The following is a 24,755-nucleotide window of genomic DNA, read 5'->3' on the forward strand; positions in this document are numbered from 1 at the left end:
ACTGAATCATGAAATTGCTTACCCCCGCCGCCCTTGCGGACATTGGATTCCGCAAACTGCAGCCGTCTTTGCCGGCGTGGGTTGCGCCTGCCTGGAAGAAATTCAGCCCCGTCGCGCCGTTTGTGCTGCTAATCGTCGGGCGCTTGCTGGTCGACACCGTGTGGGACGCGCCACGCGTGCTGTTTCAGGTCTTGTTGTTCTTGTTTTTCTTCGCCTTTCTGGAGCGCTGGTCTGCTGTCGCCGCCACCATCGGCCTGGAAGGGGCGTTGCTGAACGGCAGCTGGATCAAAGAAGACGCGACGGGCGAGCCGCTACTGACGCGTGATCTGTTTGAAGTCTCACAAGGTGCTGCGCTCACCGGTTATGCCGACTGGCACCTGGTCGCGTATATCACCATGACCGTCCTGGCGATCGGTTATGGCCTTTATCGTCATCCACGCTTACTGTCCTGGCGCTTGTTGCCTGCGCTGATCCTGCCGGGCATGTTCTATGTGCGCATGGATAACCCCGCGCGGCTGGATGATTACTTGACGCTGCCGCTGACCAACGCACTGCATACCGAATATCTCTCATACAATTTCCGCGAAAACGCCCGCACCAATGGCGTACTGGGTCACTTGTACCTGAACGGCGAAACAGTGCCGCCACCGAAACATGGCCCGCACAATTTCTATGCCACCGCACCGCTGCGCCAGTTTGACGCGACCGATCCGGACGTCTTTGTCATCTTGTGTGAGTCCTGCTTCACTACCGAAGACAACCGTTTCCCCACTGCGGTATTGCGCCTCAGGGACGATAACGGATTTGCGCTCACCCACATGGTCAGCCCCGTGTACGGTGGCGGCACGGCCGAAGCCGAATTTGAAGTGCTGACGGGCTTGTCGAGCAAGGTCTTTCCGGGTGTCGATTACCAGACCTTCGCCAACCAGTATCGCAACGACGCCCACACCATCGTCAGCCACTTCCGCAAAGAGGGTTATCACACTTACGGGCTGCACGATTACTACTCGACCTTCTGGAAGCGCAACATCATTTACCCGAAGTTCGGTTTTGACGAGACGCACTTTGTCGATGAAATGAACTGGGACGAAGAAGGCTGGCCAGACGACACCCTGTTGTTCGACAAGGTACTGACGCTCTACAACCAGAGCCCGAAAAAACAAAAAACCATGATGTTCATGGCCACCGTCATGACCCATGGCAAGTACGTCGGCGCCAATGATGACAACGGCGAAGCCGATTACCGCGCGCGCCTGGATAAATCCATCGCCGACATGCAGCGCTTCGTCGTCGCCCTGCAAAAAGCCGCCGCCAAGCGTAAACGCCCGGTGATGGTCGTGGTCTTTGGTGACCACAAACCCGGCCTGACCGCCGTGTTCAACCACGATGGCGTACTGGATAACCACCAGTTCTCCACCGTCGGTGCCCGCAACGAAGACTTCCGCTTCGTACCGCGCATGAGCCCGGAACAAATGGGCGAACGCGGCAGCATTCCGGTTCTGGTCAAATACACCGGCAAGCAAAAAACGCTGGCATCTGATGTCGCCAGCAACATGGCCGGCAAACCGCTCCTGTGCATGTCAGCCCAACTGGCGCAAACCACCGACAACCAGGGGCGGTTCTTCGGCACCCTGGCACGCGTTTGCGATGACATGAAGGGTTATCCCTACGGCGAACATGGCTGGGACGCGACCTTCCCCACGGCGCTGTATGCAGAGCGGTTGTTTTGAGGGGCCTGCCCCCGGTGATATACCCGTGGCGAAAAAAGGGATGCTTGATGCATCCCTTTTTTGTTGATGGGCCGAAGAGGCGATCGGCCATGCCACAAAAGCAACAACGCTGGCTGATTTGCTGCAATGCGATCGAGAGAAGCGCAGCATGACATTGTCTTCTCTCCGCGTTGTGCGCGTGCCCCTGTCATAGACATGTCCACGTCTTTGCAAGCAGACAGTACCCCTGAATCTGGCAGTGCCTATCCCAAACTCATCACGACCAGTGATTCCCTCACACTAAGCTGGCAGTCATCCAGTGACCAACCCTGGGTGATCGGCGTCATACTGGCGTGTCTTACCCTGTTCGGCCCAGGCCTGATGCTACGCGAGCTGCTTTTCGCTCACGGCACCTCCCAATGGACGCAATACATCATGCCAGCCATCATGTTTGCAGTGACAGGCGCGTCCCTCAGCTACTGGATCTGGCGCGGCGCTTCAGCGCGTCACCTGCGCATATGTTCCGACGGAACCCTGGTGCTAGGTTTGTGCACATGGCGTTTTCGTCTCGCCCCTTCGGTGCTGGCGGTCAACGGAGAAACCAAAAGCGGCCCGTTTTTCAGCTTGAAGCTGTGTTTTCGTCACTTCACCCTGCATCTGCCAGCCTTCCCAAACAGAGGATGGCGTGATGAACATCAGGGGAGACTCAAGCAGTGGCTGCAAGCACATTTCCCGGCAACCCAGCCATATCAAAGCCCGCCGCGACTGGAGCGCGGTTTACTTGCCGGCGTGCTGACCGCCGCTGTGGCTGTTGGTTGCTTCGGGGTCGTGCTATGGGTGAGTCCCGGCATCCGCGATACCCTGCCGGATGTACATGGACCACTTGCACCGCTAACGACCCGGTTCTTGTTACTGGCGTGGAGCGGCCTTGTACTGGCCTGGTGGATGCTGGTTGTTCCAGGCAAAGACGCAGACCTGTTAGCAGAGCCCGGTACGGTTGTCTGGATCAGCGTTACATTCGTGTTTCTGGCCTTCGTAGCCACTTTTGTGCTGACTTATTTTGGTCAGCGTCAGGCGGCCCTGGAAACACCTGGCGTGACCACAGTCTGGCTGGCTCACCCATCGATCAGTTCGGCCAAACATTGTCCAGTTTTGCTGACCGTCAACGACCCGGTCACCGGGCAGACCGTTGACGCTTGCAGCCTCCAGGAAGGTATTTACAGGCCAGGGGCGGCCGCAATCGAGGTCCAGCGTGTGACCAACCGCTATGGCACCACGGATACCCTGTTGCGCATGGCCTCTGCGCCAGACTAGGCGCCGCCAAACCGCACTTTGAACCGCGTGTCCTGCGGATACGGGAAGAAGTCCTCCACAATCCCGCGCCCGATCCGCGCTTTGGTTTGCTGCCAGAATTCCGGGCTTAACAAGTCAGCGTGGTATTTCATGAACGCCGCGCGCATGTCCGGGCGGGTGAGCAGGAACGTGCCGAACTCTTCCGGGTAGACCTCGTTCTTGTGGCCGGTGTACCAGGCCTCGCCCGAGAGTTCGTATTCCGGCGCCAGCGGTGGCGGAATACGACGGAAATCGCAGTCGGTCATGTATTCGATTTCGTCGTAGTCGTAGAACACCACGCGGCCGGCGCGGGTGATGCCGAAGTTCTTGAACAGCATGTCACCGGGGAAGATGTTGGCAATGGCCAGTTCGCGCAGCGCATTGCCGTAATCGCGGATCACGTCTTCCACGATCTGGCCCTGGCTTTGGTCCAGCAAGATGTTCAGCGGCATCATGCGGCGCTCAATGTACAAATGGCGGATGACCACCGTATCACCGTCTTCCTCATACATGGATGGCGCCAGCGTCGCCAGTTCACTCAATAATTCCGGATCACAGCGGTCCCGCGGCAGGGCGACGTTGGAGAACTCCCAGGAGTCAGCCATACGGCCCACACGGTCATGCTGTTTCACCATCTGGTACTTGGCGCGCACCAGTTTGCGGTCTACCTCTTTGGGCGGCGGGATGATGTCCTTGATCACCTTGAACACAAATGGGAACGAGGGCAGCGTAAACACGATCATCACCATGCCTTTGATACCCGGCGCGATGGTAAAACGGTCGCTGGAATGGCGAAGATGGTGGAACAACTCGCGGTAAAACATGGTTTTACCTTGCTTGCCCAGACCCAGCATGGTGTACAACTCGGCGCGCGAACAATCCGGCAGAACCTGATGCAAGAAGTGGACCGTCGCCGAGGGCACTTCCATATCCACGAGGAAATACGCACGGGACAGACTGAACAGGTGGCGGATGTGATAGTGGTTGAACAGCGCGGCATCCACGTACAACTCGCCAGACTCGTTACGAAACAGCGGCAGTGCAAAAGGCAGATCCAGGTCACCGTTGATGACCCGGCCGATGATGTAGGCCGTCTTGCCACGGTAAAACGGGGATGCCATGACTTGAATCTGCGCATTGAAAGACAGTTTTGGCCACTGCCCCATGTGCGCATGGGCAGCACGCAGGATGTAGCGCACATCGCGCTTGAGATCTTCAAACGGCAGGGTGAAATCAAAGTCCGTCAAAATGCGCTCGACGGTGTCTTCCAGCCAGGTGCGCGTGGGGTAATAGGTGCGATAAACCTGCGGTTCCCACGCCTCGATGTATTCGGTAGAAACAGCCGGTCGATAGAAAATGAAATCGTTGTGAAAATACGTGCGATGCAAGATGCGACAGCACACCGAGTTGAAAAACGTCTCGGCCAGTTCCGGCTGTTTATGATTCACCAGCAAGCTGATGTATTGCGTCTTGGCCCGCGCCCAGACTTCGTCGGGCAGACTATCTGGATTGAATTCCTTGAGGATGCGCTCGACCGCTTCATCTACGCGCATATCGTAAAAAGCAATTCGCCGTTTTACGGTTTCGCGCTGCGCGTGGGTGTCGCCCGCCTCAAAATAGCCTTTGGCGCTTTGGCTACATTCCCGGAACAAGCGGTAATGGCAATCAAAACCATCCAGAATGGCGCGCGCCAGGCTCAAGGCTTCACCGTTGCCATAGGCCGTGCTGACAGCTTGTTCCTGATGTCCCATACATCCTCCAACGCAGCGTTCAATCCAGTGTAGAGCGGCAACCGGTCAGAATCGAAATTAACGTGCTGCACTGCGTCAGACGATGGGGGCAAACCCGCAATGGCGTGTTTGAAGCGCCGGCCGGCAACTGTCTGGCCAGCGCTTGCAGCCACTTTCAGCACGCTAACCCGCCGCTTGCGCCCTCTCCTTGGCCGCTGGCAAAGATGCCAGCCCGGCAAAGGTAGCTAATGCGTGTCTTGAGGCCCGTTTTCGGGTAAAATCTTTCTCTATTTGAACCCACTTTTGCGGACCTGTAGCCATGCCCTTGTTGCAAGCCGAACGTGATGCCCTGCTGAAGCCGCTCGCCACCGTGACCGGTATCGTCGAGCGCCGCCATACGCTGCCGATCCTCTCTAATGTGTTGATCCGCAAACAGGGCGATTCCCTGGCATTTACCGGCACGGATCTGGAAATCCAGATCTCCAGTGAGCAAAGCGAAGGGTTCTCCGGCGAAGACTTCGCCATTACTGTGTCGGCCAAAAAACTCTCTGACATCCTGCGCGCCATTCCGGACCGCGCCGTGGTCACATTTGAAGACAACGAAGGCCGCCTGACGCTGAAAGCCGGCAAGAGCCGTTTTCAGTTGCAAACCCTGCCGGCGGGCGATTTCCCGACCCTGGCGGTAGACAACAACCTGCGTGCCACCATCCGCATGCCGCAAGGCCAGTTGAAGGCCTTGCTGGGCCGCGTGCAGTTTGCAATGGCGCATCAAGACATCCGTTACTATCTCAACGGTTTGTTCTTTGTAACGGATGGCAACCTCCTCAAGCTGGTCGCCACCGATGGTCATCGCCTGTCATTTGCTTCTGCGGAACTGGATGCCAGCTTCGACAAGAACGAAGTGATTCTGCCGCGCAAGACCATCCTTGAACTGTACAAACTGCTGGCTGAATCGGATGACGAAGTCACCATCGACATCGCCAGTAATCAGGTCCGTTTTGCCTTTGGCAACATCGTGATCCACACCAAGGTAGTTGACGGCAAGTTCCCGGACTATCAGCGCGTTATCCCGCAAAATAACGACAAATTCCTGAAAATTGAACGCCAGACCCTGCTGTCTGCCCTGCAACGCGCGGCCATTCTCTCTAACGAGAAATTCCGTGGCGTGCGTCTGGTGCTGACCGATAACACCATCCGCATCCTGTGCAACAACAACGAACAGGAAGAAGCGCAGGAAGAAGTCGAAATCGACTATACCGGCGCGCCGCTGGATATCGGTTTTAACATCCAGTATCTGCTGGATGTCCTGACCAACCTCCAGGTAGAAACCCTCGACTTCGTGTTTGGCGATGTGACCTCCAGCGTGCTGGTGAACATCCCTGACAACGAACACTTCAAGTACATCGTGATGCCAATGCGCATTTAAGTTCAGTCCATTGAAATCACCGTCAGGCTGGGGCTTCCCGGCCTTTCGTCTTTTCTTGCAGTCCAGGAACAAGCATTCTCATGAGTGAAAACATCGACCCGCAACACCCGCAAAACCCCGCCGGCAGCCAGGAATATGGCGCCGACAGCATCAAGATCCTCAAGGGTCTGGAAGCGGTACGCAAACGTCCGGGCATGTATATCGGCGACACCGGCGACGGTACCGGCCTGCACCACATGGTGTTTGAAGTTCTGGACAACGCAATTGACGAGGCGCTGGCCGGCCATTGCGACACCATTCGCGTCATCATCCATGCTGATAACTCCATCAGCATTGAAGACAACGGTCGTGGCATCCCCACCGCCATCAAGGAAGATGACGAATTCAAGCGCTCCGCCGCTGAAATCGTCATGACCGAACTGCACGCTGGCGGCAAGTTTGACCAGAACAGCTACAAGGTTTCTGGCGGTCTGCACGGCGTGGGTGTTTCTGTGGTCAACGCGCTGTCTGACTGGCTGCGTCTGACTATTCGCCGTGACGGCCATGTGCACAGCATGGAGTTCCGGCAAGGCGTTGCTGTAGAACCGCTCAAGGTTGTTGGCGATACCGACAAACGTGGCACGGAAGTGCACTTCTTTGCGTCGGTTGAAACCTTTGGCCTGATCGAATTTCATTACGAAATCCTCGCCAAGCGGATTCGTGAACTCTCGTTCCTGAACAACGGCGTCGGCATTACGCTGATCGACCGCCGCACCGGCAAAGAAGAAAACTTTGCCTACGCCGGTGGCGTGCGCGGCTTTGTGGAGTTCATGAACCGCAACAAGACAGTTCTGCACCCGCATATTTTCCATGCCTCGGGCGAGCGTGATGGCATGTCGGTGGAAGTTTCCATGCAGTGGAACGACTCCTATCAAGAGACTGTTCAGTGCTTTACCAACAACATCCCACAGCGGGATGGTGGTACGCACTTGTCGGCCCTGCGTGCCGCGCTGACCCGTACGCTGAACAGCTACATTGACCAGAACGAGATCGCCAAGAAAGCCAAGATTGAAACCAGTGGCGACGATATGCGTGAAGGTCTGACCTGCGTGCTGAGCGTGAAGCTGCCAGACCCGAAGTTCAGCAGCCAGACCAAAGACAAGCTGGTTTCCAGCGAAATCAGCCCGGTTGTGCAAGAAGTCATCGGCCAGATGCTGGCTGACTTTTTGCTGGAAAACCCGAACGATGCCAAGATCATCTCGGGCAAGATCGTTGAAGCGGCCCGCGCCCGTGAAGCCGCCCGCAAAGCACGCGACCTGACCCGCCGCAAAGGCGTGCTTGATGGCATTGGCCTGCCCGGAAAACTGGCCGACTGCCAGGAACGTGACCCGGCGCTGTCTGAAATCTACCTCGTCGAGGGTGATTCCGCCGGCGGCTCTGCCAAGCAAGGCCGTGACCGCAAATTCCAGGCCATCTTGCCGCTGAAGGGCAAGATCCTGAACGTGGAACGTGCACGCTTTGACAAAATGCTCTCCAGCCAGGAAGTCGGCACACTGATCACCGCACTGGGTTGCGGTATTGGTAAAGACGATTTCAACATCGAGAAACTGCGCTACCACCGCATCATCATCATGACCGATGCCGACGTGGACGGCTCGCACATCCGCACCCTGCTGCTGACCTTCTTCTACCGTCAACTGCCAGAACTGGTCGAGCGCGGCTACATCTACATTGCCCAGCCGCCGCTGTACCGTGCCGCGCGTGGCAAGAGCGAAGCGTACCTGAAGGACGATCAGGAACTGGATCAGTACCTCTTGAAACTGGCCGTGAATGGCGCCGAAGTCATACCAGGCACCGACCTGCCAGCCATTGCCCAGGAACAACTGGAAAGCCTGGCCCGCCAGTACCTGGTGACGTCTGCCGTCATGCAGCGTTGCAGCCGCTTCGTCGACCCGATGATCCTGAACGCGCTGCTGTACTGTGGCCCGATGGACCTCTCTAGCCACGCTGCTGCAGAAGACTCGGCCACGCGCCTGATCCAGCAACTGAACAGCGCAGCGTTCACCATCAAAGCAACGCCGATGGAAGACGCGGGCAGTGTCCTGAAGATCGAACGGCATATGCACGGCGTTGTGACCATCCAGTACATCGACGAAGACTTCGTCCTGTCTGGTGATTACGCCCAACTGAAGAAGACCGGCGATATGCTCTCCGGGCTGATCACAACGGGTGCCAAAGTGCGCCGTGGCGATAACGAAATGGCCATCAGCAACTTCAAGGAAGGCCTGGACTGGATGCTGAACGACGTACGCCGCAACGTCACCATCCAGCGCTACAAAGGCCTGGGCGAAATGAACCCGGAACAGCTGTGGGAAACCACCATGGACATCACTGTCCGCCGCCTGCTGAAAGTCAGCGTGGAAGACGCCATTGCGGCCGATGAAGTGTTCACTACATTGATGGGCGACCAGGTAGAACCACGCCGCCACTTCATTGAGCAGAACGCGCTGGTAGCACGGAATATTGATATTTGATGTTTGAAGCGAAAAGCAATTTGTGACACGAGTTGCTTAGCCGCTTACCAGAAAAAGGGCACCACTCCGCTAAGGAAGGGTGCCCTTTTTTCTGGTGCCCGATTGTGCTCCTGCCGCTGTCAAAAGCACCAGAGCCGATGCATTTGGAAGAAACCCCACACTCATGCCCAAGCCAGCGCCTTGCAGCCCCGCCGCCGACAAATGGGCTTGCAGGGCGAATCGCATCAGGGCTTTTGCGTGTGCAGCACGTTAAGCAGGTAGCGGCATTGGGTCGTTGAGTTGGCGACATAGCTGACCGGTTTATCCAGCGCGAAGTCGAGTTGGTCACCGGCAGCCAATTGATAGCATTCTTCACCGTAATGTACTTCGAGGCTGCCTTCCAACACCCACAGGCGTTGCCGGTGTGGTCTGGTATGCCAGGGCGGGTAGTCAATCCGGGCGCCGGCGGGCAGTTCGATTTCTACGAGTTCGGTGCCGCTGGGTTCATCCAGCGCAGCCACCTGTCGGCGCAGGTAGCCAGTGGAAGGGTCCTGCCAGGTTTCCTGAATGCCAAAGCGCCGTAGTGGCGAGCGGTTGTCTGGCTCGTCCTCTGCCAGCAGGCGGGTCAGCGGCACACCCAAGCCTGCGGCAAGCCGGCCCAGCACAGCCGCCGTGGGGCTGCTTTCCATACGCTCTATTTTGGAAATCATGGCCTTGCTGACGTCAGAGCGCTCTGCCAGTTGGGCCAGGCTGAGTTGCTGGGCGTTGCGTAGAAAAGCGATGCGTTCGGCGATAAGGCGATCAATGCTCATGACAGGTCGCTCTTGCAATATCCACTATATTAGACTTATCGTATCCCATATTGAACGAACGGGGAAAGTCATGCGGATAGTACATTGCACGGAAGAGCGGCATTCGGGCGCGATTCTGGATATTTTTAACCACGCCATCATCCATTCAACCGCGCTGTATGACTATAAGCCGCGCGCGTTATCGTCGATGGTGAGCTGGTTTGAAACCAAGCGCAGCAATGGGTTTCCGGTGATTGGTGTTGAGGATGACGAGGGCACGCTGCTGGGTTTTGCCAGCTATGGCACTTTCCGCGCCTGGGCTGCTTTCAAGTACAGCGTGGAGCATTCCATCTATATCCACCATGAACATCGTGGCAAAGGTCTGGGCGAGTTACTGCTGACAAAGCTGATTGAGGAAGCCACGGCGCGCGATGTGCATATCCTGGTAGGAGGCATCGACCTGAGCAACACCGGCAGCATTGCCCTGCATGAAAAACTGGGATTTGAAGCATCCGGCGTGATCAAGCAAGCCGGTTACAAGTTCGGGCGCTGGCTTGATCTGGCGTTTTACCAGAAGATACTGGCCACGCCGCTGGAACCGAACGAAAACTGATTTCGGTCGCCGCGCGGCGCTGGCCACTGCGCGGCCTTGGCCCCGCCGTCCCGGGCAAGGCCTGCTAAAGCCCTCATTGTCGGTAGACAACGAGGGCTTTAACGTTTGTGGCATCCCGCATGACACACCCTGTCGCTTTCTACCCACAGGCCGCCCGCTTTTGCTGCATTCGTAATGATCACGGCATACGCTGCGGCTAGAATATCAGTCCATTATCAAATACTTACGGTCTGCACAAGCCATGTCCGAGCCTGTCTTCAATACGCCCGTGTTCATTCAAGAGATCAATGAAATCAGTGTGGATATTGTGGATGCGCCGTTCTTTTATAACGATGGTGGGCAACCGGCTTATATGCGGCAAGACCAATTGCCGGCGGACGCTCAAATCCTGACTGCGGCCAGGTCGAACCCCGCGCTGGCATTGGGGAATGAATACGCGGTACCAGAAGTGATCGGGGTGAAGCAGACGCCACCGTGGGGCGTAGAGACGCAACTGGGGTTAACGGGGCAGGAAATTGTGTACCCGCCGATGTGGGCCACGCGGGAGGCGGCAGCGGCGTTTGGCATTACGCTGGTCGAACCTGGCGAGGCGGTAGAAATTACCAGCCCGGTAAAAATCCTGCAGCAGATCCAATACGACTATGGCGTGTTTGCCGGGCACTGGTCGCCCTATCAGAACACCGGCATGAACCTCTTGAGCGTGGTGTGTACTGATCTGGAACACCATGACTTCCCGCATGTGTTTGCCAGCACAGACCCGCAGTTCCCTTTGGTCATTTCCGTGGGCCGATACTGGCCCAAACAGAACAAAATCCGCGTGGCCGACTTGTGGGTGCCACAGGGTAGTGCGCTGTATATCCCTCCCATGCCAGCGCTATTGGGCGCCGAGTGCATTGATCTGCACAACAACCGCAACTCCGCCCGTGCTTGCTGGGGCGATATTCATCAAAGCACCGTCAGCACCCACACGCTGTTGCAAAACCAGAATGGCTTTTTCTACTGGTACTGGAACGCCAAACCGACGGTCCATAGCCACCTGGTTCATCGTTAATCGCGCTACTTGCCATCGATAACTCATCAATAGAACGGCCCAAGCCGCTTATTGCTCAGGGAAAACACACTATGTCAGACCTTCAGGATCTTCAAAGCGACAGCGCGGTTTACAAGACCTTGCTGGAATCCACCCAGGCCATCCCCTGGAAAATCGACTGGGCGAGCATGAAGTTTGCCTACATCGGCCCGCAGATTGAGCCTTTGCTGGGCTGGAGCCAGGAAAGCTGGGTATCCGCCGAAGACTGGGCTATGCGTATCCACCCGGATGACCGCGACTACGTGGTCAACTTTTGTATTTCGCAATCCAAACTGGGTGTGGACCATGAAGCCGACTATCGCGCGCTGACCAAAGACAATGGTTATGTGTGGATTCGCGACGTGGTACACGTGGTACGGGGCGAGAACGGGGAAGCTGAGTCACTGATTGGTTTTATGTTCGACATTAGCGAACGCAAAAAAACCGAAGAAAAGCTGATCAGCCTGCAACGTGAACTTGAAGCGCTCTCCTTCAAAGATGGCCTGACCGGCATTGCCAACCGTCGACGTTTTGATGCCAGCCTGGAAGTGGAATGGGGTAATGCCCAACGCAGCGGCCAGCCACTGAGCCTGATCGTGCTCGATATAGACTTCTTCAAGCAGTTCAACGATGTGTACGGTCACATTGTTGGCGATAAATGTCTGACCAATGTGGCGCAGACACTGGCTCTGGCCATTGCGGGCCCGCGTGACATCGCCGCCCGGTTTGGGGGCGAGGAGTTTGTAATCCTGCTGCCAGAAACCGACGCCAACGGTGCGCGTGAAGTGGCCGAGCGTTGCGAGCGCTTGATTGAAAAACTGAAGATCACGCATGAGAAATCTGGCGGCAGCGGCTTTGTGACCGTCAGCATGGGTGTAGGCACCATCACCCCGGCTGATGGCCAGACAGCGACCGATTTTGTGCAGGCGGTAGACAAATTGCTGTACACCGCCAAGCAAAATGGCCGCAACCGGATCGAAGCCGCCCAGCTGTAACCAGCGCAACACCAACGCGCGAGCGGGCCGGATGACCCGCCAGCCACGCGTTGACATCGGCATAGTCCACCCTCAGGATATGAAAACGTTTGCATGATCAAGGCCCTGCGTCTGTTTGAGCAGGCCTGGATCAGCAGCAATACCCACTGATTTTTGCCTGGTATTAAACAAAACAGAGCCAGGCAAATGCGGGACAACGCGGTCCGTAACGGGTCACGGGCAGAGCGGGTTTCGCGCGGGGGGGTTGTTGCGCAGACGGGTTAAATATTCTTCCAAGGATGGAGACTTGTCATGAGAAACACCCTGTTCCCGCGCCGGCTTGCCGTCAGCGCGGCGCTAGCGCTTTTGCCTGTTGCGGCCTTTGCCGCCTACCCGGCCTGGCAAGCCGATACGTACTATGCCGCGGGCACGATCGTGGTCTACAACGGCCACGATTACAAAGCGGTGGTCAGCCAGACCGACTACAGCGGTACCGGCTGGAACCCGACCGTGGCCGCGTTGTGGACTGATCTGGGCGCAGATACGGGCGGTACGCCAACGCCTGCACCCACGCCAGTTCCCACTCCAACTCCCACCCCGGCACCAACGCCCGCGCCGACGCCGGTACCCACTCCGGCACCAACACCAGCGCCGACGCCCTCTTCAGGCTGCTATGCAGCATGGAACAGCAGCACGGCCTACACGACTGGTGCGCAGGTTAGCTACAACGGTGTCAACTATCAGGCCGCCTACTGGACGCAGGGTAATAATCCTTCTACTTCTAGTGGTGCGGCAGGTAGTGGTCAACCATGGACAGTGATTGGCAACTGCGGCGGCAGCACACCAACGCCAACGCCCACCCCGACTCCAACACCCACGCCAACGCCAACGCCGGCACCTACCCCGTCATCGGGCGGTTATCGCTTTGCGCCGTATGTCGATGTCAGTGGCAGCTTTGATCCGATTGGTTGGTCACAAGCCACCGGCCAGAAATACCTCACGCTGGCATTCTTCAACAGTAGTGGCGGTTGTGCTGGCCAGTGGCCGATCGACAGCGCCACGATCCTCTCCAAAACGCAGGGCCTGCAAGCTTTGGGCGGCAATGTGATCCTGTCTTCCGGTGGCTGGAATGCGCTGGATATCGCCCGTCAGTGTTCCACGCCGGCGGCTGTGGCAGCGGTGTATCAGGCCGAACTGGATCGCCTTGGCACCACGCACCTGGATCTGGATTCAGAAGCCGGCGACCAACAGAACAACCTGGACCCGACCGTGGTGGATCGTCGCAGCGCTGCGGTGAAGATTCTGCAAGACACCTACGCCGCGCGCGGCCAGACGCTGACCGTGTCGTTCACCCTGGCGGTGAACCCGGTCAATGGCATTCCGTCCGACAGCTTCTACGCGCTGCAATCGGCGGTGAATGCGGGTGCACGCATCGATCTGGTCAACCTGATGACCATGGATTACTACGATGGCGGTGCATCGTCCGGTCAGATGGGCGCGCGATCCAACGCGGCGCTGCAACTGGCGTTCAACCAGATCAAGGCCCTGTTGCCCGGCAAGACCACGGCACAGTACTGGGCCATGATCGGCGGCACGGCGATGATCGGGCAGAACGATGATTCGACCGAAGTGTTCACGCTGGCTGATGCACAAACCATGCTGAACTTTGCCAGACAAAATGGCATGGGCCGACTGGCATTCTGGTCGCTAGGTCGTGACAACGGTAATTGCGCGGGCAGTACGACCGCCAACTGGCAATGCAGCGGTATCTCGCAAAGCCTGTGGAGTTTCTCCAACATCTTTGGCGGGTTCTGATCACCGTCTGGATCAGTCATGAAGCAATGAAAAGGGCACCTTTGGAGGTGCCCTTTTTTTGTTCACGCTGCCCGGATCAGGCATTTGCCTTGCCGCCCGGCCGCTTCACCACACGGATCTTGCCACTGGTACCGCCACCGCAAAAAAAGCGATCGGACCCGTTGGATTCCAACCCGGATACCCCCGTGCCCATGGGCATTTCCAGGGTTTCCAGTACTTTGCCGGTTTGCGCATCAATGTGATTCAGGCCGCTTTCCTCGCCTTCCCAGGTACCATGCCACAACTCGCCATCGACCCAGGTCACGCCCGTAACAAAGCGATTGGTTTCCAGCGTCTTTAGTACCTTGCCGGTCTCAGGATCAATCTGATGGATTTTGCGATCGCGGTACACGCCCACCCACAGGGAGCCCTCGGCCCAGGCCATGCCCGAGTCCCCGCCATCGCCCGGTGCCGGAATACTTTTGATCACCTGGCCCGTTTGCGGGTCGATCTTCTTGATGTGTTTTTCGGCAATCTGGTAAAGATGATGCCCATCAAACGCCGTGCCAGCATCGGCCGGAGTTGGCACCGCGCGTATGGTTTTGCCCGTTGAGATATCCAGTGCGTTCACCTGATTACCGCTGGCAAACCAGACTTGCTGGCCATCCCAAGTGACACCGTGAATGGCGGGATTGCCCTCAAAGGGGCCGTATTCCTGAATGATTTCTGCTTTGGCGTGTTTCATCCGCGCTGCTCCGTGTCATGGATTGACGCCTTTATGTTAGCCATCGGCAAACGGGGCCGGGAGTAACAAGGTCGTCGCGAATCCGGGCATGGGCGGATTGAGCCAGCGGCGCGCCCTGCCCTGCCCGAAATACTGCACTTTGCCCGTTTCATTCAGTGTATCCAGCGCCCGTTGAACGGTACGCTGACTAGTGCCCAGCGCCAGCGCCAGGGCTGAACTGGACCACGACTCGCCATCCGCCAGCAGCGCCAGCACTGCGGCATTGGCGTCTTCCACGATCGGTGCCAGCACCGCCACCTCCTGGGTATAGCGCGGCACCAGCACAAAACCACGACGGGTGGCCTGGATGTCCGCTGCCGGATGCAGCAATTTGCGCAGCCGGCCCATTTCCACCCTTAGCCGTGCGCGATGGGTGTCGTCTGGGTGGCGAATGCGGAATGCGCGGGCAATCAGTTCATCCCGCGCGGCATCCGCCGGCCAGGCTTCACCCAGCGTACGCATCAGTACAAACAAGATGGGGCGCGTGGCCAGACTGATGGCGTGGGTGGCATCCCGCACCGTGTTGCGGCAGGCATCCACGATAAGAACTGGTGTTTTTTGCAACGTTTCAATCTCGTCCAGCCTGAGGGTTTGCGACTGGCCCTGCGTAATCAGCCGTGCAGCCGGTGCATCCAGCAAACGGGCAGCCGCGGCGATTTCTGTCATCAGCGCACCAATGCGCGCCTGGGCTGCTGCCTGGGCGGCGTTGGCCAGCGCTATCCGTGCCGCGCTGCTTTGCAGGCGGCGCATGGCAATGCCGGATTCAATCAGTCCATGCACCGCACGTAGCGAGGGTGGCAACGTGTTGGCATCCACGGTCATCAGGATGCGCTCGGCTTCCGGCAATCGGCCCAGCAATAGTAATCGGCGCAACATCACAAACTGAGCGTGGGCCGCATTGAAGCGATCACCCTGCGCGCCCAGCGCAAGCTGCGCCGACTCCAGCGCTTTGGTCGGCCAGGTCAGATCACGCACGGCCAGAGCGATCTCGGCCTCTGCCACAACGCAACGCGCACGGGAAACCGCCTCTTTCGGGCCGAAACCCTGCGCGGCGCGGCGCAATAACTGGCGGGCACGCGGCAGATCGCCCAATTGGGCCATGGCAATGCCGCGCAATGCCAGTGCGGGCGGATCTTCACGGAGCGCAACGCGGTTGAGTGCGCCCAGTGCATCGCCCGTGGCCAGCGCACGCGCCGCCGCTGTGATCAGCGAATCCATGCGCTCAATCCGAATCCCGCCACACTTGTCACTCTCGCCTCCCAAGCCCTGACGCCTAGTCTAGCAAACAGCAAGACAGCGATTGCGGCAAGCCCGCCGCAACGTACATCCACGGAGAAACGATCATGACCACGCATCAAACCGGTACCCGGGAAGAATGGCTGGCAGCACGCTTGAAGCTGCTAGCGGCAGAGAAAGAACACACCCACCGCAGCGACGAACTGGCGCAACAACGCCGGGCGCTGCCCTGGGTGCGCGTCGACAAAGACTACCGCTTTGCCACAGAAAAAGGCGAAGCCACCTTGTCTGACCTGTTCGACGGCCGCACGCAACTGATGGTGTACCACTTTATGTACGGGCCGGACTACACGGCCGGTTGTCCGTCGTGCTCTTCGATTGCCGATGGCTTTAACGGTATTGCCGTGCACCTGGCCAATCACGACATCACCCTGACAGCGATCTCCCGCGCGCCGTTGCTCAAGCTGCTGGCGTATCGCAAGCGCATGGGTTGGACTTTCCCCTGGGCCTCTGCCCATGGCGGCGAATTCAACTATGACTACAACGCCGCGTTCACCGAAGAACAGCAGCAACAAAAGGGCATTGAGTACAACTACCAGCGTGAAGAACCCACCGGCCAGCCGCGGCTGTCAAAATCCATGCCGGCGTGGGATCAGCCCGACGGCATGAGCCCGGTTGCACAGATTGCCGCAGGCGTGGGTACGGATGTCCCCACCTTCACGCGTGAGCGCCCTGGGGTGAGTACGTTCATCAAGGAAAACGGCGTGATCTATCACACCTATTCTGCCTACGCCCGTGGTCTGGATGGCCTGTGGGGCATGTACCAGTGGCTGGATCGCGCACCGCTGGGCCGCAACGAAAACAGTGTGTGGTGGCGCCGTCATGACGAGTACGCTGCAGCCTGAGCGCACCGTGATGCAGGCTGACGGAGAGCACCACACCCGGCCCTCCGCCAGCCTGACAACACGCATCGCCTTCTTTGGCACGATCGCCCTGCTCTGCGCGCTCGCCTGGGGCATCACGGCCCGGCTCGAAACGCCCATGGCGGCCATGAGCGGCATGCCCATGGCCGGTGGCTGGAGCATGTCGATGATGTGGATGCGCATGCCCGGCCAGACGTGGGCTGGTGCCGTCACAGCCTTCATGGCCATGTGGCTGGCAATGATGGCAGGCATGATGCTGCCGGTACTGGCACCGGCACTGTGGCAACAACACCGCACACTGGCCGGCAGCAACGGCCTGCGCAAGGTGTGGCTAAATCTGGTGACGGGCAGCGGGTATTTTCTGGTCTGGGCAATCGCCGGGTTGCTGATCTGGATAATCGGGCGGGAACTGGCTGATCTGGCCATGCAACACCCGCCGCTGGCACGCCACGTACCGCTGCTGGCAGGCAGCATGATCCTGGTTGCTGGTCTGGCCCAGTTCAGCCCCCACAAAATGAAGCTGTTAGTGCGTTGCCACCACAGTTCATGTCACACACCGTGCGCAAGAAACACGCGCATTGCCTGGTGGCAGGGCATCCGGCATGGGTGGTCTTGCAATCTGTGCTGTGCCAACCTGACGCTGGTACTACTGGTCTGCGGCATGATGGACTGGACGGTAATGTCAGGCGTGACAGGGGCAATCCTGATGGAGCGCTGGAGCGTGCATGCCTGGTCAGTGCGCGGGATTGGCGTGCTGCTGCTGGGCGCGGGGCTATGGCTGGTGATGCACGTAGGCAGGTAGGTTGGTCAGCGGCATTGCCAGTTATGCTGCATTACAGCAGGATGTGGTCGGTTTTATCGCTCCAGGGACTGTACTGCTTGACCGACCACCTCTTGCTCGCTGCCATCCAGGCTGCGCAATTCAATGCAGATGGCTTTGCCTGCATTAAAAACGTACTGACTCCCGCGCAATGCGACGGGCTGGCCGAGCTTGCCGGGCCGCTATCCGGGGCGGGCGAGCGCAGCCTGCTCAAAGCCCCCTGGTGTGCCGACGTAGCCCGTTTGCTGCGGGAACACTTACCCGACTTCATTCCCGCTGATCACGTTGCCGTGCAGTGCACGTTGTTTGAAAAAACTGCACAGAAAAACTGGCTCGTTGCCGTGCATCAAGACCTGAGTATTCCCGTCGCCCGCCGGATAGATCACCCCTGGCTTGGCGGCTGGTCTGAAAAGGAAGGCACGATCTTTGTGCAGCCACCATCCAGAGTACTGGCACAAATGGTCGCGGTGCGGCTGCATCTGGATGACTGCCTGGAGGCCGACGGGCCACTGCGGTTGGTACCCGGGACGCACCAGCGCGGGCGCATTGATCAGGCTACTGCGGTTGAATTACGCAGATCACTGGGGGAAACCGTCTGCGTAGCCCATGCCGGAGATGTACTCATCATGCGGCCGCTGGCATTGCACTCGTCATCCCGCAATACCGGCACCAGCCGCCGGCGCGTGCTGCACTTTGTGTACGGGCCACCCACGCTACCCCTCGGACTGACGTGGCATGAGGCGGTGTGAACACACTGACCACGGAAACGATGGTGCTTGATACGCAAACGTTGCTGTTTTTCTGCAGGCGAACCAACCGGTAAACCGATCAACCGAGAATCTTTTCCGCCGCCCGTACACCCCACCAGGAGGCTTCTTCGAAAACGGAGAACCCGGACAGGTCGCTATGTGCGAACAGGATCTTGCCGTCGTGTTCACGCAATGCTTGCAGACCGGCATTGTGTAAAAAACCCGGCGCGGGGCTGGCCATGGCGTGGCCGCGTACCGTGATATCAAGCCCGATCGCGCATTGCTGCAAACGGCGGCCGTAAACCACTTTGAGATCACATGCGGCTTCGTCGTACAGGGCGGCCGGCGTAGCGTGTTCCAGCCATTGTCTGGCTTGCTGCGGGGTGCGATCGCTATACACCTGATAGGCGGTGAATACGGTTTTGGATGGCGGTGCCCAAGTGATGTTCTGATGGGTTGAGACGACATAACCCAGCCCGCGCCCACCATGGATGACGTTGTCCCACGCCAGTACGGCGCCAGGTTCTTCGGCCGGGAAACCATCCAGCAAGAAACTGGAAATCACCCACGCAGCGTGGGGCGGCATATGGCGGGTAGCGTCAAAACCATAGTGCGCGATCTGCGGGACAACATACTGCGCGACGTGTAGTGGCATGGCGCAAATCACCCGGTCTGCATCCACGGTAAATGTGCGGAAACCGTGACCTGACTGTTCTGCGCACAAGACGCGCACTCCGGCGGGTGTCTCATCAACCCGTACCGCCATACCTTCGTGCCATTGCGCCTGGCTCGATTGCGCCAGATGCCGCGCCAGGGGGTTCAAGCCGCCCGGCCAGGTGAGTACCGCGCCCTCGCTGGCATTGGCGGCCTGCCCCGCGCGCGCGGCAAAGTAATGCAAGCCGGCCCAGGCGGAGATCTGATTGGCCAACGCGCCGAAGTCATCACGGCAGCAGTAATCCAGGTAGGTGCGCAAACCAGGCGCGGTATAGCCGGCCTGGTCGAGCCAGTGCGCAAAAGTTTGCTGGTCTAGCGCCAGCCAGTGCGGATCGGCTGAGGACATTTCCACAGGAATACAAAACACGCGCTTGCCATCTGCGCCCACGGCTTGCTTAAGCTGATCCGTGTATTTGAAAAAGCGGGCTTGCTGTTCCCGCTCTGCCTGGCTTTGGCCTTGCTGTGGCAACAGGCCGTCTTCCCAGTGGCCGTTTACAAACAGGCGTTCATCCGGTGCATGCACCAGGACCCTTTCATCAAATCGGGGCTTGGGGGCGTATGGCTCGGCTTCGATCACACCCGCGTCGAACAACATATCGCGCACATGGCGCGACTCCATGGATGGCAGGGGCAGATAATGCGCGCCCTTGGGATAGGCCAGCTCGCCAAACGCGCCACCGGCGGCGTTGCCGTAGTGCTCTGGCCCGGCCAGCAGCATGAAGTCTTTGTAACCACCACGGGCCAGCCGCCAACCGGCCGACAAACCCGCCACACCGCTCCCCAGAATGATCGTGCCGGTTTTATAGCTGGCAGAGGGCGCAGGCAGATTACGGTGGTCACGCAAGGCGTGCCCCATGCTCATGCCTGGCGTGTTGACGACGGGTGTGACTTCGCGCCAGCCAAGGCGTGAACAGCCCGCCAGGCCCAATGCGGCGCTGCCCAGCAAGAACTGGCGGCGGGATAATCCACTCACCGGATCACCTGATCCCAATCTTGTTCAAAATAGCGGACGAGCGACTGGTTGTTCAGATGATTGGACTCAACCGGAATACGCTTCATGTCAGGCGGGAAGGTGAACATTTCTTGCGTGGTCGCCGCGTTCAGATACCGCATAGGTAGCTGGTAACTGGTGGGCGGGGTGAAGTCTTTACGCTTGCTGGCCAGCACAAAACCCCACTCACCAAAAGACGGCACGTAAAGGTGATAAGGCCAGGTATTGAAGCCTGCCTCACGCAGGGTGGCATCGATACACCAGTACGCATGGGGCGCGAAATACGGTGAGGTCGACTGGATCACCGCATAGCCGTTGTCACTCAGGTGATGCGCCAGCAGACGGTACACCGGCACGCTGTAGAGCTTGCCCAGACCAAAACTGGAGGGGTCAGGAAAATCGACGATCACGGCATCGAATACGCCGGTCGATTGTTCCAGCCAGCGGCCAGCATCCACGTTGATGATGGTCACGCGCGGGTCATGGAATGCGTTGTGATTGAGCGTGCGCAGCGTGTCGGAGGTCGAGAACAGGTCTGTCATCGCGTGATCCAGGTCGACCAGCGTGACACGTTTGATGTTGGGGTAACGCAGCACCTCGCGCAGCGCCAGACCGTCGCCACCGCCCAGGATCAAGATGGATTGTGCCCACGGCGAGGACGCCATCAGCGGGTGCACCAGCCCTTCGTGATAACGGTATTCGTCGCGCGAAGAAAACTGCAGATTGCCGTTGATGTACAGCCGCAGATCATCCTTCCAGCGCGTGACCACAAGGCGCTGATACGGTGTGGTTTTGGCGTAGATGATCTCATCGCCATACAGGCCTTTTTCGGCGATGTAGGTCAGTTTTTCACCCACCGCAAAACCACCCGCCAACAGGCACAGCAGCATGGCCGCGCCCAGCACACGCTGGCGGGCATTTTTGACTTCATGGCGGAAAATCCAGGTGGTCCAGATCGCCACCGCCAGATTGGACATCCCAAACAGAAAGCCAGTCCGGGAGAGGCCCAGTTTGGGCGCCAGCACCAGCGGGAACAGCAGCGACACCACCAGCGCGCCCAGGTAGTCAAACGTCAACACGCGGCTGACCAGTTCTTTGAACTCGGTCTGGCGCGCGTTGAAGATGCGCATGACCAGCGGAATTTCCATGCCCACAAGGATGCCCAGCACCAACACCAGGGCATAAAGAACTGTTCTGAAGGGCGCAGAGAGCCAGGCAAACACCAGAAACAGCCCGGCAGCGGAAATACCGCCAATCACGCCCACCAGCATTTCGATATCGACAAAGCGCGTCAGGGTGTCTTCATCACGTACATAGCGTGACAAATGCGAGCCGATCCCCATGGCGAACAGATAGCAGCCAATAATGGAAGAGAACTGGAGGATGGAGTCTCCCAGCAGGTAGCTGGACAGCGCACCAGCGATCAATTCGTACGCCAGGCCGCAGGAGGCCACCACAAAAACCGACAGGACCAGCGCGCGATCGGGCAAAACTGCAGCCGAAGCTGAACGCATTAACAGTGATTCCTTAAGACTGATTGTCGCTACATACCGACAAAGAGTGGCTACAATTGCACTCTCGTGAAAGGAGCGCCGCGCAATGGTACAGCTTTACGCCTACCTGCTTCATCTGTTGACCGCTTTTGTGCTGTTGCTGGTGTTCACGTTTGTGTACGTGAAGATCACGCCGATTGATGAATTTGCGCTGATTCGCCGCGGTGTCGTGGCGGCGGCGTTATCGCTGGGTGGGGCGCTGGTCGGCTTCGGGCTGACGCTGGCATCGGCGATTACACGCTACGATCAGTACACCGTGGTGTTTGCCTGGGCGATCAGTGCCATGGTGATCCAGTTGCTGACTTACGCGGTGGTGACCCGCTTGCTGCCGCAAATGAATGAAGCGTTGCAAAACAACAACGTCGCCATGGGCGCGCTGATGGGGTCGACCTCGCTGACCGTGGGGATCCTCAACGCCGCCTGCCTGAGTTAGGCCGGATCGTTTATACGGCTTTACGTGCCAGTGCCCCGACCGGGCACATTCCGCATCCAGGAATCTTTACCGGAGTACAGACCATGAGCCTCGGTTCTTTTATCAAGAAACAGTTCATCGACATCCTGCAATGGAACGAGGAAGGCGACGGCACGCTGGCGTGGCGCTATCCCATGCAGGATTTTGAAATCCAGTACGGTGGCAGCCTGACCGTACGCGAGTCGCAAATGGCCGTGTTTGTGAACGAAGGCAAGATTGCCGATGTATTCGGCCCCGGCATGCACAAGCTCACCACGCAAACACTGCCGGTACTGACCTACCTGAAGAACTGGGACAAACTGTTTGAGTCCCCTTTCAAGTCTGATGTGTACTTCTTCAGTACCCGCCTGCAGCTGGGTCGCAAATGGGGCACCCCGCAGCCCGTAACGCTGCGCGACAAAGACTTTGACATGGTGCGGCTGCGGGCCTTTGGCGTGTACGCGTACAAGGTGGCCGACCCGAAAACCTTCTTCACCGAAATCAGTGGCACGCGTGAACGCTACACCGTTGAGGACATGGAGCAGCAGCTCAGAAACCTGATCGTCGCGGGGATGGCACCGGCACTGGGTAATGCCGGCGTACCGTTCCTGGATATGGCGGCCAATCAGAGCCTGATGGGTGACAAGCTGCGCGAAGGCCTGACGCCACTGTTTGAACGATACGGTCTGTCGCTTGATACCTTCGCGGTGGAAAGCATCTCGTTGCCGGAAGACCTGCAAAAAGCCATCGACACGCGGATCAGCATGGGCATGGTTGGCGACATGAACCGCTATACGCAGTATCAGACCGCGCAGGCCATCCCGCTGGCGGCACAAAACGAAGGTGGCCTGGCGGGCACGGGAGCGAGCCTGGCTGCGGGCGTGGCATTTGGTCAGGTCATGGCGAACAGCATGGGCGCGGCAGTAACCGGCACTGGCCAGCCTGGCGTGGCGGCACCTGCAGTAGCGGCCGCCGTGGCAGCGCCTGCGCCCGACAGCCCGGAAGCCCGCCTGGGCCAACTCAAGGGCTTGCTGGATAAAGGGCTGATCTCGGCCGCGGACTATGACACGGCCAAGGCGGAAATCCTCAAAAAGCTGATCGGCTAAGGCGCTCGACAGGCTCATGGCGGAACCCATCTACAAAACAGCCTGCCCGGCATGCGGCGCACCGGTCAGTTTCCGGTCAAGCGCATCGGTCATGGCCGTGTGCAGCTATTGCCAGAGCACGCTGCTGCGCGATGCCGACAGCGTGCGCAATATCGGCAAGATGTCAGACGTACTGGCCGACTACTCCCCCATCCAGATCGGGACGTCCGGTCTGTATGAGGGCAAGACCTTCACCGTGGTCGGCCGTATCCAGCTGCAGTACGAAGATGGTTACTGGAATGAGTGGTACTGCGCCTTTGATGACCAGCATGCAGGCTGGCTGGCCGATGCCTCTGGCCAGTATGTCTTCACCATGGACGCACCCCCACCCGTCAACGCCCCCCAGTTCGAGAGCCTGCGCCCGGGCACCGGTCTGGCCCATCTTGATGCGTTGTGGAACATGGCCGACGCCCGCATTGCGCGCTGTGTGGCCGGCCAGGGCGAATTGCCATTTGCAGTCGGTGCCGGTTACGAAGTTAAAGCCGCCGACTTCAGAAGCCGTGATCGCTTCCTGACGCTGGATTGGTCCGAACCACAGTTACGTTGTTACGCGGGCAAGGCTGTCACGCTGGATGGCATGAAATGCCAATTGTTGCGCGAAGGTAGCGCCATTGCTGATACCGCAGGCCGTCTACGCGGCAAGATCAGCACGATCAACTGCCCACACTGCGGTTCGCCGATCAGCTATGCGCCCGGACTGACGGGCTTCATGATCTGCCCTGCCTGTCACACCGAGAGCGCCAATACGCCGGAACGCCAGGAGGTGCTCGCCACCCAGCAGCGGGCGGAATCCGTGCAGACCACACTCAAACCAGGCGACAGCGGCAACATTGATGGTCTGTTGTGGGACGTGCTCGGGGTCATGGTGCGCCGTGAAGTGGGTGAGAACGACAAGTGGACGGAATATCTGCTCTTTAATGTCATGAAGGGTTTTTTGTGGCTGGTGGAAACCAGTGATGGCTGGCAGCGCGTGAATGTCATGGACATCTGGCCGGTCCCCGCAGGCGATAAAATCAGCTTTGAATCAGCCAGTTTTGATCATCTTTACCAGTACACCGGAGAAGTCGTCTGGGCAGCGGGCTCTTTCAACTGGCGTGTGAAGGTCGGTGATCGCACGGTCATCAACGACTACCGCCGAGCCAGTGTCACCCTGACCAGCGAAGCCACATCGCAGGAAATGACCTGGTCGCGCAGCCAGACCGTCACTGCGGACCAGTTGGCCAAATGGTTTCCCAATAACAAAGTGGCAGCAAAAAGCGGTACAGCGGCAGCCCGTACCGCAACCAAAGATCTGGAGACCATCGCCAAAATCTTCTCCTGGCTGATGGTGATCATTAATCTGCCCCTGCTGTTCAGCGATGACGACTCCATCATGCCCATCGTGATTTGCGCTTTTGCCCTGTTATTCCTCTGGGTCCCCATCTGGGCCGCGCGCGAAACCTGACCGATCAAACACGCC

The 24,755-nt window shown here is 58.5% G+C and carries 20 protein-coding genes; 14 read left to right on the forward strand and 6 right to left on the reverse strand.

Annotation, left to right across the window (positions count from 1 at the left end; genetic code table 11):
* Positions 1-8 precede the first annotated feature (8 nt).
* A complete protein-coding gene (locus IEX44_RS07020) occupies positions 9-1,730 on the forward strand; it encodes an LTA synthase family protein (protein WP_188690956.1) in 1,722 nt (573 codons plus the stop codon).
* A gap of 195 nt (positions 1,731-1,925) precedes the next feature.
* Positions 1,926-3,023, forward strand: coding sequence for a hypothetical protein (locus tag IEX44_RS07025; protein ID WP_188690959.1), 1,098 nt, complete (start codon positions 1,926-1,928; stop codon positions 3,021-3,023).
* On the opposite strand, the gene aceK is transcribed toward IEX44_RS07025, so the two are convergent.
* Positions 3,020-4,792 (reverse strand): bifunctional isocitrate dehydrogenase kinase/phosphatase, encoded by a 1,773-nt coding sequence (gene aceK, locus IEX44_RS07030; protein ID WP_188690962.1) that lies wholly within the window; start codon positions 4,790-4,792, stop codon positions 3,020-3,022. The two genes, IEX44_RS07025 and aceK, sit on opposite strands and share 4 nt — an antisense overlap.
* A gap of 298 nt (positions 4,793-5,090) precedes the next feature.
* Between aceK and dnaN the strand changes: the two genes are divergently transcribed.
* Together dnaN and gyrB are read left to right on the forward strand one after the other, a co-directional pair.
* Positions 5,091-6,197, forward strand: coding sequence for a DNA polymerase III subunit beta (gene dnaN, locus IEX44_RS07035; protein ID WP_188690965.1), 1,107 nt, complete (start codon positions 5,091-5,093; stop codon positions 6,195-6,197).
* Between the two features lie 80 nt (positions 6,198-6,277).
* Positions 6,278-8,710, forward strand: coding sequence for a DNA topoisomerase (ATP-hydrolyzing) subunit B (gyrB, locus tag IEX44_RS07040; RefSeq protein ID WP_188690969.1), 2,433 nt, complete (start codon positions 6,278-6,280; stop codon positions 8,708-8,710).
* A 224-nt stretch (positions 8,711-8,934) separates the two neighbouring features.
* On the opposite strand, the gene IEX44_RS07045 is transcribed toward gyrB, so the two are convergent.
* Positions 8,935-9,501 (reverse strand): helix-turn-helix domain-containing protein, encoded by a 567-nt coding sequence (locus IEX44_RS07045; RefSeq protein ID WP_188690972.1) that lies wholly within the window; start codon positions 9,499-9,501, stop codon positions 8,935-8,937.
* Positions 9,502-9,571: 70 nt separating this feature from the next.
* On the opposite strand from IEX44_RS07045, the gene IEX44_RS07050 reads away from it, so the two are divergent.
* The 4 genes from IEX44_RS07050 (at position 9,572) to IEX44_RS07065 (ending at position 13,951) form a co-directional block, all read left to right on the forward strand.
* The gene (locus tag IEX44_RS07050; protein WP_188690975.1) at positions 9,572-10,093 is read left to right on the forward strand and encodes a GNAT family N-acetyltransferase; all 522 of its coding nucleotides are present in this window, start codon (positions 9,572-9,574) and stop codon (positions 10,091-10,093) included.
* Positions 10,094-10,334: 241 nt separating this feature from the next.
* Positions 10,335-11,144, forward strand: a complete 810-nt coding sequence (locus IEX44_RS07055; protein ID WP_188690978.1) for a hypothetical protein — start codon at positions 10,335-10,337, stop codon at positions 11,142-11,144.
* A 71-nt stretch (positions 11,145-11,215) separates the two neighbouring features.
* Positions 11,216-12,157 carry a GGDEF domain-containing protein gene (locus tag IEX44_RS07060; RefSeq protein ID WP_188690980.1) on the forward strand — a complete coding sequence of 314 codons (942 nt, stop codon included), beginning with the start codon at positions 11,216-11,218 and terminating at the stop codon, positions 12,155-12,157.
* A 291-nt stretch (positions 12,158-12,448) separates the two neighbouring features.
* Positions 12,449-13,951 carry a carbohydrate-binding protein gene (locus IEX44_RS07065; protein ID WP_188690983.1) on the forward strand — a complete coding sequence of 501 codons (1,503 nt, stop codon included), beginning with the start codon at positions 12,449-12,451 and terminating at the stop codon, positions 13,949-13,951.
* 76 nt (positions 13,952-14,027) lie between these two features.
* On the opposite strand, the gene IEX44_RS07070 is transcribed toward IEX44_RS07065, so the two are convergent.
* Both IEX44_RS07070 and IEX44_RS07075 read right to left on the reverse strand, forming a co-directional pair.
* Complete coding sequence (locus tag IEX44_RS07070; protein WP_188690988.1) at positions 14,028-14,675, reverse strand: Vgb family protein; 648 nt, start codon at positions 14,673-14,675, stop codon at positions 14,028-14,030.
* Between the two features lie 36 nt (positions 14,676-14,711).
* A complete protein-coding gene (locus IEX44_RS07075; RefSeq protein WP_188690991.1) occupies positions 14,712-15,932 on the reverse strand; it encodes an HTH domain-containing protein in 1,221 nt (406 codons plus the stop codon).
* Between the two features lie 125 nt (positions 15,933-16,057).
* Here IEX44_RS07075 and IEX44_RS07080 point away from each other — a divergent pair, with 125 nt between their 5' ends.
* The 3 genes from IEX44_RS07080 (at position 16,058) to IEX44_RS07090 (ending at position 18,442) form a co-directional block, all read left to right on the forward strand.
* Positions 16,058-16,855 (forward strand): DUF899 domain-containing protein, encoded by a 798-nt coding sequence (locus IEX44_RS07080; protein ID WP_188690994.1) that lies wholly within the window; start codon positions 16,058-16,060, stop codon positions 16,853-16,855.
* Positions 16,833-17,675, forward strand: coding sequence for a DUF2182 domain-containing protein (locus IEX44_RS07085; protein WP_188690997.1), 843 nt, complete (start codon positions 16,833-16,835; stop codon positions 17,673-17,675). The genes IEX44_RS07080 and IEX44_RS07085 overlap by 23 nt, the downstream gene beginning before the upstream one ends.
* 77 nt (positions 17,676-17,752) lie before the next feature.
* Positions 17,753-18,442: a phytanoyl-CoA dioxygenase family protein gene (locus tag IEX44_RS07090; RefSeq protein ID WP_229678810.1), complete on the forward strand. Its 690-nt coding sequence runs from the start codon at positions 17,753-17,755 to the stop codon at positions 18,440-18,442.
* A gap of 79 nt (positions 18,443-18,521) precedes the next feature.
* Here IEX44_RS07090 and IEX44_RS07095 read toward each other — a convergent pair whose 3' ends face one another.
* Together IEX44_RS07095 and IEX44_RS07100 are read right to left on the reverse strand one after the other, a co-directional pair.
* Complete coding sequence (locus tag IEX44_RS07095; protein ID WP_188691003.1) at positions 18,522-20,129, reverse strand: FAD-dependent oxidoreductase; 1,608 nt, start codon at positions 20,127-20,129, stop codon at positions 18,522-18,524.
* Positions 20,126-21,661, reverse strand: a complete 1,536-nt coding sequence (locus IEX44_RS07100) for a polyamine aminopropyltransferase (protein ID WP_229678811.1) — start codon at positions 21,659-21,661, stop codon at positions 20,126-20,128. The genes IEX44_RS07095 and IEX44_RS07100 overlap by 4 nt, the downstream gene beginning before the upstream one ends.
* An 85-nt stretch (positions 21,662-21,746) precedes the next feature.
* Between IEX44_RS07100 and IEX44_RS07105 the strand changes: the two genes are divergently transcribed.
* The 3 genes from IEX44_RS07105 to IEX44_RS07115 all read left to right on the forward strand — a co-directional run bounded on the left by IEX44_RS07105 (position 21,747) and on the right by IEX44_RS07115 (position 24,740).
* Entirely contained in the window at positions 21,747-22,133 is a 387-nt protein-coding gene (locus IEX44_RS07105) for a DUF350 domain-containing protein (RefSeq protein ID WP_188691006.1), read from the forward strand.
* Between the two features lie 83 nt (positions 22,134-22,216).
* Positions 22,217-23,257: an SPFH domain-containing protein gene (locus IEX44_RS07110; RefSeq protein ID WP_188691010.1), complete on the forward strand. Its 1,041-nt coding sequence runs from the start codon at positions 22,217-22,219 to the stop codon at positions 23,255-23,257.
* 16 nt (positions 23,258-23,273) lie between these two features.
* Positions 23,274-24,740 carry a DUF4178 domain-containing protein gene (locus IEX44_RS07115; RefSeq protein WP_188691013.1) on the forward strand — a complete coding sequence of 489 codons (1,467 nt, stop codon included), beginning with the start codon at positions 23,274-23,276 and terminating at the stop codon, positions 24,738-24,740.
* Positions 24,741-24,755 lie beyond the last annotated feature (15 nt).

It is taken from the genome of Silvimonas amylolytica (assembly GCF_014645555.1).
GTDB lineage: Bacteria > Pseudomonadota > Gammaproteobacteria > Burkholderiales > Chitinibacteraceae > Silvimonas > Silvimonas amylolytica.

Excerpts from the sequence above, each read along its gene's own strand:
- IEX44_RS07020 (WP_188690956.1), top strand. The coding sequence starts at position 9 with ATGAAATTGCTTACCCCCGCCGCCCTTGCGGACATTGGATTCCGCAAA.
- IEX44_RS07025 (WP_188690959.1), top strand. The coding sequence starts at position 1,926 with ATGTCCACGTCTTTGCAAGCAGACAGTACCCCTGAATCTGGCAGTGCC.
- aceK (WP_188690962.1), bottom strand. The coding sequence starts at position 4,792 with ATGGGACATCAGGAACAAGCTGTCAGCACGGCCTATGGCAACGGTGAA.
- dnaN (WP_188690965.1), top strand. The coding sequence starts at position 5,091 with ATGCCCTTGTTGCAAGCCGAACGTGATGCCCTGCTGAAGCCGCTCGCC.
- gyrB (WP_188690969.1), top strand. The coding sequence starts at position 6,278 with ATGAGTGAAAACATCGACCCGCAACACCCGCAAAACCCCGCCGGCAGC.
- IEX44_RS07045 (WP_188690972.1), bottom strand. The coding sequence starts at position 9,501 with ATGAGCATTGATCGCCTTATCGCCGAACGCATCGCTTTTCTACGCAAC.
- IEX44_RS07050 (WP_188690975.1), top strand. The coding sequence starts at position 9,572 with ATGCGGATAGTACATTGCACGGAAGAGCGGCATTCGGGCGCGATTCTG.
- IEX44_RS07055 (WP_188690978.1), top strand. The coding sequence starts at position 10,335 with ATGTCCGAGCCTGTCTTCAATACGCCCGTGTTCATTCAAGAGATCAAT.
- IEX44_RS07060 (WP_188690980.1), top strand. The coding sequence starts at position 11,216 with ATGTCAGACCTTCAGGATCTTCAAAGCGACAGCGCGGTTTACAAGACC.
- IEX44_RS07065 (WP_188690983.1), top strand. The coding sequence starts at position 12,449 with ATGAGAAACACCCTGTTCCCGCGCCGGCTTGCCGTCAGCGCGGCGCTA.
- IEX44_RS07070 (WP_188690988.1), bottom strand. The coding sequence starts at position 14,675 with ATGAAACACGCCAAAGCAGAAATCATTCAGGAATACGGCCCCTTTGAG.
- IEX44_RS07075 (WP_188690991.1), bottom strand. The coding sequence starts at position 15,932 with ATGGATTCGCTGATCACAGCGGCGGCGCGTGCGCTGGCCACGGGCGAT.
- IEX44_RS07080 (WP_188690994.1), top strand. The coding sequence starts at position 16,058 with ATGACCACGCATCAAACCGGTACCCGGGAAGAATGGCTGGCAGCACGC.
- IEX44_RS07085 (WP_188690997.1), top strand. The coding sequence starts at position 16,833 with ATGACGAGTACGCTGCAGCCTGAGCGCACCGTGATGCAGGCTGACGGA.
- IEX44_RS07100 (WP_229678811.1), bottom strand. The coding sequence starts at position 21,661 with ATGCGTTCAGCTTCGGCTGCAGTTTTGCCCGATCGCGCGCTGGTCCTG.
- IEX44_RS07105 (WP_188691006.1), top strand. The coding sequence starts at position 21,747 with ATGGTACAGCTTTACGCCTACCTGCTTCATCTGTTGACCGCTTTTGTG.
- IEX44_RS07110 (WP_188691010.1), top strand. The coding sequence starts at position 22,217 with ATGAGCCTCGGTTCTTTTATCAAGAAACAGTTCATCGACATCCTGCAA.
- IEX44_RS07115 (WP_188691013.1), top strand. The coding sequence starts at position 23,274 with ATGGCGGAACCCATCTACAAAACAGCCTGCCCGGCATGCGGCGCACCG.